This window comes from Shewanella intestini (assembly GCF_018221465.1).
In the GTDB taxonomy this organism is placed as follows: domain Bacteria; phylum Pseudomonadota; class Gammaproteobacteria; order Enterobacterales; family Shewanellaceae; genus Shewanella; species Shewanella intestini.
The window spans coordinates 132,026-148,323 of sequence record NZ_JAAIKR010000011.1; the positions used below are offsets into that span (position 1 = coordinate 132,026).

Annotated in this window: 17 protein-coding genes; 10 read left to right on the top strand and 7 right to left on the bottom strand. The window is 40.3% G+C overall.

Annotated elements, in window-relative coordinates; genetic code table 11:
- Window positions 1-210 precede the first annotated feature (210 nt).
- From argC to argH, 5 genes are all read left to right on the top strand, one after another.
- Window positions 211-1,191: an N-acetyl-gamma-glutamyl-phosphate reductase gene (argC, locus tag G3R48_RS12020; protein WP_153666283.1), complete on the top strand. Its 981-nt coding sequence runs from the start codon at window positions 211-213 to the stop codon at window positions 1,189-1,191.
- Between the two features lie 60 nt (window positions 1,192-1,251).
- Window positions 1,252-2,025: an acetylglutamate kinase gene (gene argB / locus G3R48_RS12025; protein ID WP_153666284.1), complete on the top strand. Its 774-nt coding sequence runs from the start codon at window positions 1,252-1,254 to the stop codon at window positions 2,023-2,025.
- A 12-nt stretch (window positions 2,026-2,037) separates the two neighbouring features.
- On the top strand, window positions 2,038-2,943 hold the full coding sequence (locus tag G3R48_RS12030; RefSeq protein WP_153666285.1) for an ornithine carbamoyltransferase: 906 nt from the start codon (window positions 2,038-2,040) through the stop codon (window positions 2,941-2,943).
- Window positions 2,944-2,993: 50 nt separating this feature from the next.
- A complete protein-coding gene (locus tag G3R48_RS12035; protein WP_153666286.1) occupies window positions 2,994-4,214 on the top strand; it encodes an argininosuccinate synthase in 1,221 nt (406 codons plus the stop codon).
- Between the two features lie 104 nt (window positions 4,215-4,318).
- Window positions 4,319-5,698, top strand: a complete 1,380-nt coding sequence (argH, locus tag G3R48_RS12040; protein ID WP_153666287.1) for an argininosuccinate lyase — start codon at window positions 4,319-4,321, stop codon at window positions 5,696-5,698.
- A gap of 516 nt (window positions 5,699-6,214) precedes the next feature.
- Here the strand turns inward: argH and G3R48_RS12045 are convergent.
- The 6 genes from G3R48_RS12045 to ccmA all read right to left on the bottom strand — a co-directional run bounded on the left by G3R48_RS12045 (window position 6,215) and on the right by ccmA (window position 9,796).
- On the bottom strand, window positions 6,215-6,862 hold the full coding sequence (locus G3R48_RS12045) for a sulfotransferase (protein ID WP_153666288.1): 648 nt from the start codon (window positions 6,860-6,862) through the stop codon (window positions 6,215-6,217).
- A gap of 147 nt (window positions 6,863-7,009) precedes the next feature.
- Window positions 7,010-7,507 (bottom strand): cytochrome c maturation protein CcmE, encoded by a 498-nt coding sequence (gene ccmE / locus G3R48_RS12050; RefSeq protein WP_212593334.1) that lies wholly within the window; start codon window positions 7,505-7,507, stop codon window positions 7,010-7,012.
- Entirely contained in the window at window positions 7,491-7,703 is a 213-nt protein-coding gene (gene ccmD, locus G3R48_RS12055) for a heme exporter protein CcmD (RefSeq protein ID WP_212593337.1), read from the bottom strand. Before ccmD ends, ccmE begins: the two co-directional genes overlap by 17 nt.
- Complete coding sequence (locus G3R48_RS12060) at window positions 7,703-8,449, bottom strand: heme ABC transporter permease (protein ID WP_153666290.1); 747 nt, start codon at window positions 8,447-8,449, stop codon at window positions 7,703-7,705. Before G3R48_RS12060 ends, ccmD begins: the two co-directional genes overlap by 1 nt.
- The gene (gene ccmB, locus G3R48_RS12065; protein WP_153666291.1) at window positions 8,450-9,136 is read right to left on the bottom strand and encodes a heme exporter protein CcmB; all 687 of its coding nucleotides are present in this window, start codon (window positions 9,134-9,136) and stop codon (window positions 8,450-8,452) included.
- A gap of 9 nt (window positions 9,137-9,145) precedes the next feature.
- A complete protein-coding gene (gene ccmA, locus G3R48_RS12070) occupies window positions 9,146-9,796 on the bottom strand; it encodes a cytochrome c biogenesis heme-transporting ATPase CcmA (RefSeq protein ID WP_212593335.1) in 651 nt (216 codons plus the stop codon).
- A 324-nt stretch (window positions 9,797-10,120) separates the two neighbouring features.
- Between ccmA and G3R48_RS12075 the strand changes: the two genes are divergently transcribed.
- Window positions 10,121-10,414, top strand: coding sequence for a c-type cytochrome (locus tag G3R48_RS12075; protein WP_153666292.1), 294 nt, complete (start codon window positions 10,121-10,123; stop codon window positions 10,412-10,414).
- A 200-nt stretch (window positions 10,415-10,614) separates the two neighbouring features.
- Here the strand turns inward: G3R48_RS12075 and ccmI are convergent, their stop codons facing one another.
- A complete protein-coding gene (ccmI, locus tag G3R48_RS12080; RefSeq protein ID WP_153666296.1) occupies window positions 10,615-11,880 on the bottom strand; it encodes a c-type cytochrome biogenesis protein CcmI in 1,266 nt (421 codons plus the stop codon).
- Between the two features lie 421 nt (window positions 11,881-12,301).
- On the opposite strand from ccmI, the gene G3R48_RS12085 reads away from it, so the two are divergent.
- From G3R48_RS12085 to G3R48_RS12100, 4 genes are read left to right on the top strand one after another with little or no spacing between them, the layout of a single operon-like run.
- The gene (locus tag G3R48_RS12085; protein WP_153666293.1) at window positions 12,302-14,272 is read left to right on the top strand and encodes a heme lyase CcmF/NrfE family subunit; all 1,971 of its coding nucleotides are present in this window, start codon (window positions 12,302-12,304) and stop codon (window positions 14,270-14,272) included.
- Between the two features lie 18 nt (window positions 14,273-14,290).
- On the top strand, window positions 14,291-14,845 hold the full coding sequence (locus G3R48_RS12090) for a DsbE family thiol:disulfide interchange protein (RefSeq protein WP_153666294.1): 555 nt from the start codon (window positions 14,291-14,293) through the stop codon (window positions 14,843-14,845).
- Window positions 14,845-15,321 (top strand): heme lyase NrfEFG subunit NrfF, encoded by a 477-nt coding sequence (gene nrfF / locus G3R48_RS12095; protein ID WP_153666295.1) that lies wholly within the window; start codon window positions 14,845-14,847, stop codon window positions 15,319-15,321. Before G3R48_RS12090 ends, nrfF begins: the two co-directional genes overlap by 1 nt.
- On the top strand, window positions 15,318-15,908 hold the full coding sequence (locus G3R48_RS12100; protein ID WP_228497523.1) for a TlpA family protein disulfide reductase: 591 nt from the start codon (window positions 15,318-15,320) through the stop codon (window positions 15,906-15,908). The genes nrfF and G3R48_RS12100 overlap by 4 nt, the downstream gene beginning before the upstream one ends.
- The last annotated feature ends 390 nt before the right edge of the window (window positions 15,909-16,298 follow it).

Sequence of the window (16,298 nt, forward strand, 5' to 3'; positions counted from 1 at the left end):
TAATTATAGGGTTGTGTTAGTCTAGCAAACAGTCCTAACTAGTACCATCAATTGAATAATAAAAATGAAAACAAATCGCTGTACTATTAATCACTTCTTACCGTGTTTTTTGAACGCGACGCCTCTATTGCGACGATAGTTTGCAAATCAATAGGCATTGGCCTATTCCGCCATTTTTACCTCATTAATAACACTAAAAAGAATATTATTATGAAACAAATCGCAATTATTGGTGCTAGTGGTTATACCGGGGCACAAATGACACAGTTGGTTGATACAGAGTCACAGCTAAGTGTTCAAGGTATTTATGTTTCTGAAGGTAGTGCTGATAAACATAAACCGTTGTCAGCATTGTATCCAGCATACAGTCATTTACCTTATCAAATATCACCTCTTACAGAGCAAGCTAAACAGCTTATTATCGCCGATGCCGATGCCGTCGTACTCGCAACTGATCACGCTGTAAGCCTTGAGCTTGCTGCGTACTTTTACCAACATGGATTAGCTGTGTTTGATTTAAGTGGTGCGTATCGTTTTGCTGATAAAAACCAATACCCAAAATGGTACGGATTTGAACATACGCAAACGGATACTTTAAATGATGCTGTTTACGGACTTGCTGAATGGAATGCGACTGAAATTGCTCAATCAAAAATGATTGCTGTTCCGGGGTGTTACCCAACGGCGTCGCTATTAGCTCTTAAACCCGTAGCTCCTTTCTTAACAGGAACTTTACCTGTCATAAATGCTGTAAGTGGCGTAACAGGGGCAGGCCGTAAAGCGCAGTTGCATACGAGTTTTTGTGAAGTCAGCCTTACACCTTATGGTGTCCTTGGTCATCGTCATCAACCAGAAATAGCAACGCATTTAGGGCATGAAGTTATTTTTACGCCGCATTTAGGTAACTTTAAACGCGGGATTTTAGCCACTATTACAGTGCAACTGACTCCTGACACCACCACACAAGATATTGTTAAAGCATTTGCTATGTACGACAACAGCCCTTTAGTACATGTGAAACACAATGCGTTTCCAAAGGTCGATGATGTGGTTATGACCCCACAATGTCACATTGGTTGGAAGTATGATGAAAATAACCATTATTTGGTCATTACTAGTGCAATTGATAACCTAATGAAAGGGGCGGCAAGCCAAGGCTTACAATGCATTAAAATTCACTTTGACTTATAAATACACCTCTTATAAACGATAGTCTTATTTAGTATTAATTAAATAGTGTAGGTAAGAACGATGAATAACCCATTAGTGATTAAAGTCGGCGGTGCTTTGCTGCAGCAACAAACTGCAATGGATGCATTAATGACGACTATTGCTTCACTGATTAAAGCCGGGCAACCCGTTGTGTTAGTGCACGGTGGTGGCTGTTTGGTTGATGAGCAGTTAACGGCAAACAATAAACAAACAGTTAAACGTGATGGACTAAGAGTGACACCTGCAGATCACATTAATATTGTTGTTGGGGCGCTTGCGGGTACGTCGAATAAATTATTACAAGGTGCAGCAATCAAATCTGGTTTGCCAGCTGTAGGTATGTGTCTTAGTGATGGGCAATCAGTCACGGCTAAAGTTAAAAGCCCGCAATTAGGTTTAGTGGGTGAGGTACAAGCAAATGATGCAGTGTATCTTAATTTTATGCTTAAGCAGCAGTGGTTACCAGTGTGTAGCTCTATTGCGATAGATGATGCAGGCCAAGCAGTCAACGTCAATGCTGATCAGGGCGCAGCCGCATTAGCGCAATTACTTAATGGTACATTAGTGTTGCTATCGGATGTAGAAGGTGTGCTTGATGCCTCTAAGACATTAATCCCTTCTTTAAATGCAGATCAAATTAACCAACTTGTGGTTGAAGGGGTGATAGAAAAAGGCATGAAGGTAAAAGTAGAAGCCGCACTCGAAGTTGCACAAGACTCTGGCATTGCGGTCAATATTGCCTCATGGAAAGACACTCATGCACTACTCGATTTTGCCAATGGTGGCAATCTCGGTACTCAAATTCAACCTTAGGAGATCACTATAATGAATCATCTTCTTTCGATAAAAGATTTATCTAAAACGCAATTACTTGAACTATTAGCGTTAGCAAAAGAAATTAAAGCGAACCCTCAAGGTTACTCGCAAGCATTAGCGGGCAAAAGTGTGGTGATGTTATTTGAAAAACCGTCACTAAGAACACGTGTGAGTTTTGATATTGGTATTAATAAATTAGGTGGTCATGCGCTTTATCTTGATCAGCAAAATGGCGCACTAGGTAAGCGTGAACCTGTTTCTGATTTTGCTAGTAACATTTCATGTTGGGCTGATGCCATTGTTGCTCGTACTTTTGCTCATAAAACAGTAGAACTACTTGCTGAGCATGGGAGCGTGCCAGTCATTAACGCGCTATCTGACATGTATCATCCATGCCAGGGCCTAGCTGACTTCCTTACCTTAGCAGAGCAGTTTGATGATGTAAGCAAAGTGAAGTTAGCTTATGTTGGCGATGGTAATAATGTTACGCATTCATTGATGTATGGTGCTGCAATTTTGGGTGCCAAAATGACCGTAGTGTGTCCATTAGGCCACTTCCCAGACGGCCAAGTAGTTTGTGAAACACAAGCATTAGCCAAACAACACGGTGGTGAGTTAGTACTAACCTCGAACATCGATGAACTAGGTGAACAAGACGCTATTTATACCGATACATGGTTATCAATGGGTGACAACACCCCATTAGCAGACATCAAAGCCAAGTTTGAGCCGTATCAAGTAAATGAAGCGCTAATGGCTAAAGCCGGTGCTAATTATTTCATGCATTGCTTACCAGCGTATCGTGAAGTAGAAGCGACAGCTGCAGTGGTTGATGGCGAAGGTTCATTAATTTTACAACAAGCAGAAAACCGTATGCATGCACAAAATGCAGTACTGGTTACATTGCTTGGTTAATCAACACATTGAATTTAATTTATATCGAAATTAGTAGTTAGGAAAAGATCATGACAACACAAAATAACAACGACATTAAAAAGGTTGTACTTGCATACTCTGGCGGATTAGACACTTCAGCAATTATCCCATGGTTAAAAGAAACCTATAACGATTGTGAAATCGTGGCATTTTGTGCAGACGTAGGACAAGGCGAAGAAGAACTTATTGGTTTGCACGAAAAGGCGATTGCATCTGGCGCATCTGAATGTCATATCGTTGACTTAAAAGAAGAGCTTGTCGCTGATTATATTTACCCAACGATAGCAACGGGTGCTATTTATGAAGGTACTTACTTACTTGGGACATCAATGGCGCGTCCTATTATTGCCAAAGCACAAGTTGAAGTCGCTCGCAAAGTTGGCGCAGATGCTGTTTGTCATGGCTGTACAGGTAAAGGTAATGATCAGGTTCGTTTTGAAGGTTGTTTTGCCGCATTAGCGCCAGACTTAACGGTCATTGCACCATGGCGTGAATGGTCGATGGTGAGTCGTGAAGACTTATTAGACTACCTTGCAGAACGTAATATTAAAACAACGGCATCAGCGACTAAAATTTATAGTCGAGATGCAAACGCATGGCATATTTCGCATGAAGGCGGCGAGTTAGAAGATCCTTGGAATGAGCCATCTAAAGAAGTGTGGACGATGACAGTCGCACCAGAAGATGCGCCTAATGAGCCTGAATATGTCACTTTGGCACTTGAGCAAGGTAAAGTGATTCAAGTTAATGGTGAAACGTTAACGCCATACGCCGCGTTAATGACATTAAATGAACTTGCCGGCAAACATGGTGTTGGCCGTATTGATATTACTGAAAACCGTTTAGTGGGTATGAAGTCTCGCGGTTGTTATGAAACACCTGGCGGAACGGTTATGTTCGCTGCACTTCGTGCAATTGAAGAGTTAGTATTAGATAAAACCAGCCGCGAATGGCGTGAACAAGTGGGCGCGCAGATGGCGCACTTAGTTTATGACGGACGTTGGTTTACACCATTATGTGAATCATTATTAGGCGCATCAAAACCACTCGCTGATTTAATTAATGGTGAAGTGGTATTAAAGCTTTATAAAGGCCAAGCATCAGCAGTGAAAAAACGTTCTCCAAATAGCTTATATTCTGAAGAGTTTGCTACCTTTGGTGAAGATGACGTATATAACCAAAAAGACGCAGAAGGCTTTATTCGTCTGTATTCTTTAGCAAGTCGTATTCGAGCATTAAGTACAAAATAGCGCTCCCGGAAGCTATTGAACAACGTAAACGGGACGACTATTTATAGCGTCCCGTTTTGCTAAAGAACAAAAATAAAACTGAACAGAATGAAGAGGAACACAACATGGCATTATGGGGCGGAAGATTCCAAGGTGAAAGCAGCGCATTATTTAAGTTATTTAACGATTCATTACCAGTAGACTACCGTCTGTTTGAACAAGATGTTGTTGGTTCAATTGCATGGGCTGATGCCATTGCCAGTGTTGGGGTGATTACGGCACAAGAATGCACAGATTTAAAAGCGGCTTTAAATGAACTACTCACAGAAGTCGGCGAACAACCAGAGCAAATCATTCAGCATGGCGCAGAAGATATTCATAGCTATGTAGAGCAACAATTAATTGCAAAAGTGGGTGACTTAGGCAAAAAGCTACATACTGGGCGTTCTCGTAATGACCAAGTCGCAACCGACTTAAAGTTGTGGTGTAAAAGTGAAGGTGAGTCTTTACTTACTAAACTGTCAACGTTACATGCGGAGTTGGTTGCACTGGCAGAGCGTGAAGTTGACGCTGTTATGCCAGGCTATACTCACTTACAACGTGCCCAACCGGTGACATTTGGCCATTGGTGTTTAGCTTACGTTGAAATGTACGAGCGCGATATTAGCCGTTTACAAGATGCGTTAAACCGTGCTGATTCATGCCCACTTGGTTGTGGTGCATTAGCGGGAACCGCGTATCCAATTGACCGTCATCAATTGGCCAGTGCATTAAACTTCGCACGTCCAACATTAAACAGCTTGGATACGGTTTCAGATCGAGACCATGTCGTTGAGCTATGTAGTGCAGCGTCAATTAGTATGATGCACTTAAGCCGCATGGCAGAAGATTTAATCTTCTTTAATTCAGGTGAAGCTAACTTTATTTCACTTAGTGATGAAGTCACTTCGGGTTCATCGTTAATGCCACAAAAGAAAAACCCTGACGCTCTTGAATTAATTAGAGGTAAAACAGGCCGTGTTTATGGCAGTTTAATGGGGATTTTAACTACCATGAAAGCATTGCCTTTGGCTTACAACAAAGACATGCAAGAGGACAAAGAAGGCTTATTTGATGTCGTAGATAGCTGGTCAATTTGTTTAGATGTTGCGGCGCTTGTCTTGTCTGGGTTATCGGTTAATCGCCCACAAGCGCTGTCAGCTGCGCAACAAGGCTATGCTAATGCAACTGAGCTTGCAGACTACTTAGTTGCCAAGGGAATGCCATTTAGGGAAGCACATCATGTCGTTGGCGAGGTTGTCGTATTTGCGATTAATGCTCAAAAGCCGATAGAAGCCCTCAGCGTTGAGCAACTACAACAGTTTGCCAACTTTATTGGCGATGATGTATATAAGGACTTAACCATTGAAGCTTGCTTAGAAAAGCGCGATGTACTTGGTGGTACAGCACTTAAGCAAGTGAGTGCCGCAATTGAAGCTAAAAAAGCCCAACTCAACCATGGTTAAATAATGATGGCTAATTTAGCCGTTTATACCATGAGATAAACTCAAAATATATTATATAAACGCCCTATGTTAATTAATAGGGCGTTTTTTTGCGCCGCAATTATCAATCTCAAACAGTCAATATCGTCAATCTATAATGCTTTCACCCGTGGTGATTATCAATTCCATTTTTTGAAGTTTTCATTCGCAACAGTTCTGTGATTATGCTCAGGACTACTGACTACTGACTACTGACTACTGACTACTGACTACTGACTACTGACTACTTAACTTTACGTTTAAATGGGAATTTAAATGAAAAGTTAAATAAGGGTGAGGTAAGAGCGTAGATTTGTATGCTGACTTAGTTTCGAATCAAGATCTAAGTCAGGCATCACATGGGATGCAAAGCATACTGCATGCGCCTTGGCAAAGTAGTATACAGATATGGCGTTTATATATTCCAAGCTGAGAAAAACTAATATGCCATTCTTGAATAGGCGATAATCTCGACTTATATCTCCTAATTAAAGCGGATTAACTGGGGGTGGGGAGGTTGTAGTCAAAAAACTTACGTCGATTGGGGCCAAAAGCGTGGCTGCTGATTTTATTTGGGTGGCTATACTCATCCCAGCTCGCGACATGAGTACCAATGTTTAAATGCGGCATATTAAGAGATTGCTGTTGTGAGCAACCTAAGAAATCTAAAATCTCAGTCAAGCTGTTTGGTTCATGTAAGTTAACCTGCAAAAAATCAGTGCGGTTTGCAAAGTAGGCCTGCACTTGCTGCTGGTGGCGTAGAAAGCAATTTGTTAAATGTTGCTTGCACAAAGGGTTTTCCACGGTTGATACTTGAAAACAGTTTTCAAAACTACGCTTTAAAATGGGGTGGAATTTACCTGAATGCGGTGCTAATTGCGGTAACATCTTTGCTAACAGCATTTGCATTGATATGACCCATTTTTCAAGCGGGCGGGTTAAGTAGATAAACTTGGTATTAGGAAATAATAAATCAAGCTGTTGGTAATCACTAAAACAAGGTGCGTCAGATACCACGTCAGCTAGATGAAAGCTTTGCTGAGTAAATGCTTGATGAGCAACACTAAAACCTTGTTCAAGTAATGCCACGCTTACACTTGTCGTGCCAGTGCGAGGTAAACCAATAACAAATATTTTTGCCGTCATTAAGCTGATGCCTTTTCTGTTTTACTTAAACATTGAAGTGAGCAAAGGGAAGAATGGTTAAGCGGTAGATGAAATAAAACCAGCCATTAAGGCTGGTTTTATTAAAAAAATGTGGACTGACTTAGTCCTAATCAACAGCATTACTGCTTAGTATGATTTTCCTGATTTTTCACCAGTTTGTTCAGAGTAATCAAGTTTATTATGACCTTTACCCATTGCTTCAGCTACCTCTGGAGGCATATAGTTTTCGTCATGCTTTGCCAGTACTTCAGTCGCTTGAATTCGATTAGGTTCAATCAAAATACCTTGAGCAACAATACCTTGACCTTCTCGGAATAGGTCTGGTAATAAGTCATCGTATGTCACCATGATGGCGCCACCAAATGAGTCATGGATTTCAAAGTCAACATGAAGGCTGTCTGGGTCACGTTTTAATGTCCCCACAGTTACCATGCCACCAACACGAATTCGTTGACCAATTTCTGGTTTAACACCGGTGTCTTGTTTGCCGTGTACAATTTCATACGGCGTAAAGAACAAGTTTAGGTTTGAATTAAGTGCGTACAATAATAATGATGCAGCTATAGCAACACCAGCGATTAATGATACGGCTAATGTTAGTCGTTTTTTACGTCTTGGATTCACTGTTTATTCCCCTTGATTCTTTGAGCCGTGCTTCACGGGCGATTTTCCCTGCAATTTCAACTAGAATTTTACGTTTACTGCGTGCACTCATTACAATCAAAATGGCTAAACTTGAGAAGGTGATACCGTAAGCGAGCCATACATAGAAAGCATATCCACCCATGTGGAAAAAGTCACTTATTGAATCGAACTGGATCATTTGGCTACCTCTTTTGTTGCTAAAGCACGAACCCATGGGCGCATACCGTTTCGAGCTAAAACTTCAGTACGGTAGCGAACCAATGTAATGGTGGCAATCATCACGCCAAAACCAAAAATGTTAATCAATAACGGCATTAGCATTTCCATTGGCATAGATGACTTTTCAGTAATTTTAATGGTTGCTGGTTGATGCAGGCTGCTCCACCAATCAACAGAATATTTAATAATTGGCACATTGATAACACCTACGATAGCTAAAATACCTGCAGCGCGAGCAGCTAATACCTTATCTTCGAACGAGGCGTAAAGTGCAATAACACCCAAATATAGAAACAATAAAACAAGTTCTGATGTTAGACGTGCATCCCACACCCACCATGTGCCCCACATCGGTTTACCCCAAGTAGAACCAGTAACTAAGGCAATAAACGTGATAACGGCTCCAATAGGTGCAATTGAAGCTGCAGCCCAATCAGCAGCCTTTATTTGCCATACAAGGCCAATGAAAGAAGCAATTGCCATGCTGACATAAGCCATCATTGACATTGATGCTGCAGGCACATGGATAAAGATAATGCGATAACTTTCACCTTGTTGATAATCGGTCGGTGCAAATAAAAGGCCCCAAGTTGTGCCTACGCCAATCAATGCAATTGCTAGGCATGCAAGCCAAGGTAATAACTTGCCTGCTAAATTATATGAACGCTCAGGATCTGCGTATGAATTAAGCCATTTCCACATTTAGTTTGTACTCACTCGTAATGAAGCCCCAATAGCAATAGGAGCCAAAATTAAAGAACCCGCCAATATCGCACCGATAATGGCAAGATGAGGTGTGTAAGGTAAATTCATTCCAGACGCGTCAATTGCACTCGTGGCAAAAATCAACACTGGAATATATAGCGGTAAAATCAGCAAGCTGAGCAAAACGCCGCCTTTTCTAAGTCCTACAGTTAACGCAACTCCAATAGCGCCTAATAACGACAAGACTGGCGTTCCTAGGGCTAATGTAGCCATTAGTGCACCATAGCTATTGCTTTCAAGATTGAGCAATACTGCGAGAAGTGGTGCAACTAAAATTAATGGCACACCGGTTAAAACCCAGTGAGCTAATACTTTTGCCAAAACCAATAAAGGTAATGGTTGTGGGCTTAACAGCATTTGCTCTAACGTACCGTCGTTATAATCGGCTTTAAATAACCGTTCTAATGACAACATAGAGGCCAACAGTGCTGCTACCCAAATAATTCCCGGTGCGACTCTTGATAATACTTGTGGTTCAGGTCCCACACCTAGTGGAAACAATGTCACAACCATTATAAAAAATAGTAGCGGATTAAATATATCGCCACGATGACGAATCGCAATTTTTATATCGCGCATAAATAGCGTTGTAAATGCGCGAGTGTAACTAATGCCTCTGTTCATTTTCATACCTTATACGAAGCGGTAGTCTAAACGGATTTTACGCAGTTGCTTCTCTGTGACCACACCCATATCTTGGTGAGTCGTGAGGATCACACAACCGCCTGATTCCGCATGACGTATGAATAGTTTTTCAAGTTCTTCTACGCCTTTTTTATCGATAGCAGTAAAAGGTTCATCTAAAATCCATACTCGACAATTGGTATGCCAAAGTCTTGCTAGTGCAGTTCTACGGTGTTGCCCTGCAGACAAGTGTCCTGCTAAGGCGTCTTCGAAACCGCTTAAATTGACTTTGGATAAAATGCTAGAAGTATCAAAGTCATGATATCCACTAATACTTAAATTAAAGTTAAGGTTTTCCTCGGCAGTCAGCTCACTTTTCACCCCAGCCAAGTGGCCTAAGTAAAGTAAGTCGTGATTGAATTCATCACGGCATCGGGTAATATTTTGATTAAGATAATGGACTTCGCCGGCATAAGGACGAGATAGTCCAGCGATTATTCGTAATAAGCTCGTTTTACCCGCGCCATTAGGACCTTCAATTTGAACAATATCTCCAGCGTTGATGTCGAAGCTGAGTTCATCAAATAGAATGCGTTCTTCACGTATACAAGTTAACTCGTTAGCGTGAACTAATACTTCAGATTTTTGGTTTTCTGCCACTTAGCCCTCGTTATTTTGATGAGGAGGAAATCAACAAAGATACTAACATAAAGCTTTTGTTGGGTTTAAGTTTGTTCTGTATTGTCTTTCAGCAATTTGACTTAGTTCCAATAAACTTATTAAGTTTGGAACTTTTTCAACATTTTCTAATATATTAATCAATTTATAAAATTTATCTGTTTGGGGTATATAAGGTGAGATTTTTGTCACAAAAAGGTGAGTTTATTTGCTGTTTGTAGTATTCTGCTGCTGATGAATTAGTCTGCCTTCAAAACAAAGGGCAGCGTTAAGCTTTGTATTTATTTGCAATTAGGAACGTTGAACATGAAAAAATTGTTAGCAATTTCTGCAGCTGCTGCATTAACTTTGTCTGCAAATGTATTTGCTCAAGAAGGTGAGGCTGTATACAACAAAGCCTGCCAAGTCTGTCATAGCATGGGCGTAGCCGGTGCACCTAAAGTGCATGATGTTGCTGCTTGGGAGCCTCGTTTAGCTAAAGGTATGGATGCATTAGTTACTTCTATTAAATCTGGTATGAATGCAATGCCACCAGGTGGTATGTGTACTGATTGTACTGATGAAGATTATCAAAAAGCCATTGAGTTTATGTCAAAGTAAACTTCATTTGGTAAGACAAAAAACCGGCATTTGCCGGTTTTTTTGTGATTGTCATTTAATCAATTGAACGACCAATAACATTCAATAGATTCCAAATTAGCTTAATAGTCGCTTTTGGCTGTAACTTAAACCAATAAAAAAGGTGAGCAAATGCTCACCTTTAAATTTAGATTATTCGATGTAAAAATCGATTACATGAATTACTGTACTACAGTGTTTAATGTAAGTTCAGTATCTTGACCTACTTTAACCGCGTCAATGATACCTTTAAGGTCTCCAGCTTGAGCCTTAACATTACCGTGCTTAGACAGCACAGCAATGATTTCAACTTCACTTACGCTGCTTAACTTAACATCTCCACCCATAGACGTTGTGTCATCGAGCGTTACCGTTACAGGCAGTTCACTTGCGCTAACTTTAGTTGCCGCTAATGGGACCTTAGGGCCTGTTGTTGAACGTGCAAAAACAAAGATCATGTCTTTTGAGTCAACATTTGCCGTTAATTCTGGTGACACTTTAATGGTGACATCAATTGTTGATTTTACGGCAGAATCACTATGCTTTAACGGGTTGTGTGCATCATCATTTGGCATTGCGCCTGTTTCAGACTGTAAGCTCATTTTTGCAGATTGAATTGCATTCATTAAGGCTGTACGGTCAACATCTTGGCGATCACTGTCTAAAATCATTTGCCATGCATCAATTGCATTTTGGTATTGTGCTGTAAAGAATGCATTCATACCGATTAGTAGCAATGTTGATGGATCTTGTGGATCAAGCTTTAAAGATTGATCTATAACAGCTTGAACTTTGGGAGTGATTTTTTGATTTGCTGCGTAATACATTGCCGTTGCTTTTGGTCCAAGCAATTCAGCATGTACACCAACTAGCTCCATCGTTTTGTCAAATGCAGCAATAGCGTGGTTGTATTGGCTTGATGAAATATAAGCATGACCAAGTGCAAACCAAGCTTGGCTATTTTCTGGTTCAGCTTTAACTTCAGCTTCCATCATCTGCAAGCGTTGCGACATGACTTGTTCTTGAGTCATCCCTTCATGCGGGCTGTGTTGCGCTTGTGGTGGGTTAGCAATTTCTTTATAAGCTCCTAGGTGTTGGTAAAAATACCCACTCAACCCTAGTACTGCAATAGTCATAACGATAGGCCATAAAATACTTTTAGGCTTATCTTCAGCGTTTAGAGAATCATCACCTTCTTGTTTCATATCTTGCAGAAGGCTAATTTCTAGTTCTTGTTTCAATGCGTCGAATTCTTGCTGATCAAGTAAGTCATCAACCAATTCTTGTTTTAGAATGGCTAAGCGCTCATTGAATAACTCAAGGTTGGTTTGTTTACGAACACCAGCTTCTTCAGCGATACGTTGCTTTTGTTGGCGGAAGTGGGGAACCCATATCATTAACAAACTTACGATTACGACAAGCGCGATAAAAATCCAAAATGTGGTCATTGTTTCAATATTCACTTTTAGTTTATAGAATAAAGCGGCCATCCCGCTTTGGCTTGGAAATTAAGATTATACGTAAAGATTATTCATTGAACAGTAATATAAGACAGATATAAATCAAAATCCTAAGAGTTGAGTGTTGGTTCACATATTGGATCTTTATGTAAAATTTGATTGCAACCTTATTACATTCGCTCTGTCATACCCAAGTACAATGTAAATATCAGATTTTAATGGTCACATTCATTAGAATGAGACAAATCACCCAATTTTGCATCAAAATGGCAGACATGTTTGTTAGCAACAACTAAAATGAATTAAAATTCGTTTAAGCTAATGTGGTTATATTGACCTATATTGCGCTTGATATTTTTGTGAGCCTAAAACTCTATTTAAGTAAATCTATTCAGATTAAGGAACACCCATGATTCCAGAACTTGGACATTTTTCGCTAATTATTGGACTGGCATTCGCCTTTCTTCTAGCTAGTGTGCCATTAATAGGTTCCATTCGTAAGGACCCCTATCTTGTGAGATTTGCTTGGCCACTCACATACGGCATGTTTTTATTTATTACCTTATCGGTTGTGTCATTAGGTTACAGTTTTTCTGTAGATGATTTCTCCGTCGCTTATGTTGCTCATCACTCTAACTCTCAGTTACCTATTTTCTTTAAAGTAGCAGCAGTATGGGGCGGTCATGAAGGCTCGTTGTTATTCTGGGTCTTCTCTTTATCTGCTTGGGCAGCTTCCGTTGCCTTGTTCAGTAAAGGACTAGAAGAAGTCTTTACTGCGCGAGTCCTTTCTGTGCTTGCAATGATTGTTGTTGGTTTCACCTTATTTATGTTGCTGACATCAAGCCCATTTGAACGAATTTTCCCAATTCCAATGGAAGGTCGTGACTTAAACCCAATGTTGCAAGACGTTGGGTTGATTTTCCATCCACCAATGCTTTATCTAGGTTATGTAGGTTTTGCTGTTAGCTTTGCATTTGCTATTGCTGCGCTGATGAGTGGTCGCCTTGATTCTGCATGGGCTCGTTGGTCTCGTCCTTGGACATTAGCCGCATGGATTTTCCTAACGGGTGGTATCTCACTTGGTTCTTGGTGGGCTTATTACGAACTTGGCTGGGGCGGTTGGTGGTTCTGGGATCCAGTTGAAAACGCTTCATTTATGCCTTGGTTGATTGGTACTGCATTAGTTCACTCATTAATTGTGACTGAAAAACGTGGTGCATTCCGTAACTGGACCGTATTACTGTCTATCTTTGCATTCTCGTTAAGTTTACTTGGTACCTTTATTGTTCGCTCAGGTGTATTGACGTCAGTGCATTCATTTGCGGCAGACCCAAGCCGTGGTATGTTCATTTTATTATTGCTTGGTTTGGCTATTGGTGGCTCGCTAACACTATTTGCACTAAGAGCAAGTGATATGAGTAGCCCAGCAAGATTTGATCTTAAATCTAAAGAAACCATGCTGTTAATTTGTAATGTGTTACTTACTGTTGCCGCGGGAACAGTGTTGCTTGGTACACTTTACCCACTACTGATTGATGCCCTTAATATGGGTAAAATTTCTGTAGGACCTCCATATTTCAATGCTGTATTTGTACCAATTGTACTTGTACTGTTTGGCTTTATGGGAATTGGCCCTATCATCCGCTGGAAAAAATCAAAAGCAGGTGAGCTGAAACGTCAACTACTTGTACCTGGTATTATTGCCGTGATTGTGGGTATTGCCACACCGTTTATGCGCGATGGTCAATTTAATATCTGGGTTGTGCTTGGTATTACTGCTGCTACTTGGGTTTTCTTATCTTCATTGCGTGCAGCTAAAAATATCTGCACTACAAAAGAAGGTGAATTTAGTTTAAGTAGAATGGGACGCAGCCAATTAGGTATGATATTGGCACATATGGGTATTGCTGTTTCAATTGTTGGTGCCACGATGGTATCAAATTACTCAATTGAAAAAAGTGTTCGCATGGGACCTGGTATTAGCCAAGAACTTGCAGGATATACCTTTAAGTACATTGAAACTAAGAATGTTGTTGGTCCAAACTATACCGCTAAGCAAGGTCAGGTAGAAGTTTATCAAGGTGATGAGTACATCACATTGCTTCGTCCAGATCGTCGTCAATATAATGTTCGCACCATGGACATGACTGAAGCTGGTATTGATTGGGGTCTATTCCGTGACTTATATATCACAATGGGTGACCCATTAAGCATGACTCAATTTGCTGTACGTTTAAATTACAAACCATTTGTTCGTTGGCTATGGTTCGGTTCAATTTTCATGATGGTTGGTGGCTTCCTTGCCGCGTCTGATAAGCGATACCGTGTAAAGAAAGCAGCAAAACAAGATGCTGCTAAAGAAGATTTAGCGACAGCCTAAATTTATTTCGGAGACACTATGAAAAAGTTGGTGCTATTTATACCTTTAATTTTGTTTCTAGGGATGGGAATATTTCTTTATCAAGGATTATTCCTCAATCCACAGGAACTAGATTCAGCATTAGAAGGTAAGCCAATACCGACTTTCAAGCTCGAAAAACTTGAAAATGCGGATAAGATTATAACGAATGAAGATTTAACAGGTCATGTATCCGTGTTAAATGTCTGGGCAACATGGTGCCCAGCCTGTAAATATGAACATCCATACATGATGACCCTTGCGCGTCAAAACATCATGCCTATCTATGGTATTAATTACCGAGATGATCGTGATGCGGCAATTCGGGAGTTAAAAAGAGAAGGTAACCCTTATACTAAGAACATTTACGACGTAGATGGTCGCCTAGGTCTAGATCTAGGAGTATACGGTGCTCCAGAAACTTTTATTGTGGATCATAATGGCATTATTCGCTTCCGTTATGCTGGACCTGTCGATCATCAAATATGGTCTGAAATCTTATACCCTAAAGTTAAACAACTGCAGGATGAAGAGAAAAAAGAAGGGGTTTCTTAATGCGATTACTGGGAATTATCCTAAGTATCTGTCTAAGTTTTGTGGTTGCTACGCAAGTAGCAGCGACACCCGTAGACACTTATCAATTTAAATCTGATACGAATCAAAAACGTGCTTTAGAATTGGCGCATGGGCTTCGTTGTCCACAATGTCAAAACCAAAATTTAATAGATTCAAGTTCTCCTGTCGCACGAGACTTACGTCTTGAAGTCTACTCAATGGTAGATGAAGGTAAGAGTGATGATGAAATTATCAATTTTATGACAAGTCGTTATGGTGAATTTGTTCTATATAAGCCTAAGTTAGAATCTAAAACTTACATTTTGTGGCTTGGGCCATTTGCTTTATTAGCGCTTGGCTTATTTATTGGTTTGGTATTTGTGCGTAAGCAACGAAACGGTGCTTCCGTTGAAGCAGAACTTTCAGCAGATGACCAAAAACAACTTGATGAACTCTTAAAGCGTAGTAAAGAATGACATTAATCTCCCGATTAATTCTGATTGTAAGCATGGTTGTGAGTTTTCACAGCTATGCTTATCCTGGAATGCAGCCAAGCCAAGCTTCATCTACCTTAAATAAAATCGTTGTTTTACCCGCGCCATTTCCAATCGCCTCTGTAGACTTCCATGATATTGCTGGAAACAAAATCAACTTTGAACAATTTAAGGGAAAAGTGGTTGTCATAAATATGTGGGCGACATGGTGTCCACCTTGTGTTCGTGAATTACCAGCGTTGCAAAGGCTAGCTGATGCGTTAGATAAAGATAACTATGTATTATTACCAATATCTATAGATGCTCAAGCAGACGAAACTGTTCAGCCTTTTCTTAAGTCGTTAAAGTTAAGCCAATTTAGATCATATTTTGATCCGCAGCAGGCATTGCGTGAAGTCTTTCCTTTAGACACAATTCCTGCCACCTTTATTTTAAATAAAGAAGGTGAACTAGTTGCATACGTTAGAACTTATGTAGACTGGGATGATGTTAATGCACTTAAATTTATCGAACAATTTAGTGGTGCCAATACTCAGAACAATCACAAGGTGAGTAAAGTCGCTAAATAGTGGCTACTTTCCAAGCATATTGATTAAAAAAGATCGCAATTGATGAAATGATCATCAAGCGGTCTTTTTTTTTAAATAAACCTTAAAAAAGCCCTTGCGCCGTTCTCAAATCTGCCTATAATGCGCATCCACTGACACGGCATAACAGCTTCTGCAACGCATTAGCAACCACCGAGTTAGCTTGATTTAAGATGGTTATTTAAGCATTTAAATCAACGGCAAAAAGAGTTTGAAAAAACACTTGACGCCAACAACGGGAGGTGTAGAATACGCATCCCTGACCAACACGGTCAACGCTCTTTAACAATATGACAAGTATATCTGTGTGGACATTCACAGGTGTTGAGTTATTCGAAATTGCTTCTTATATTCTTCGGAATTGAAGCAATC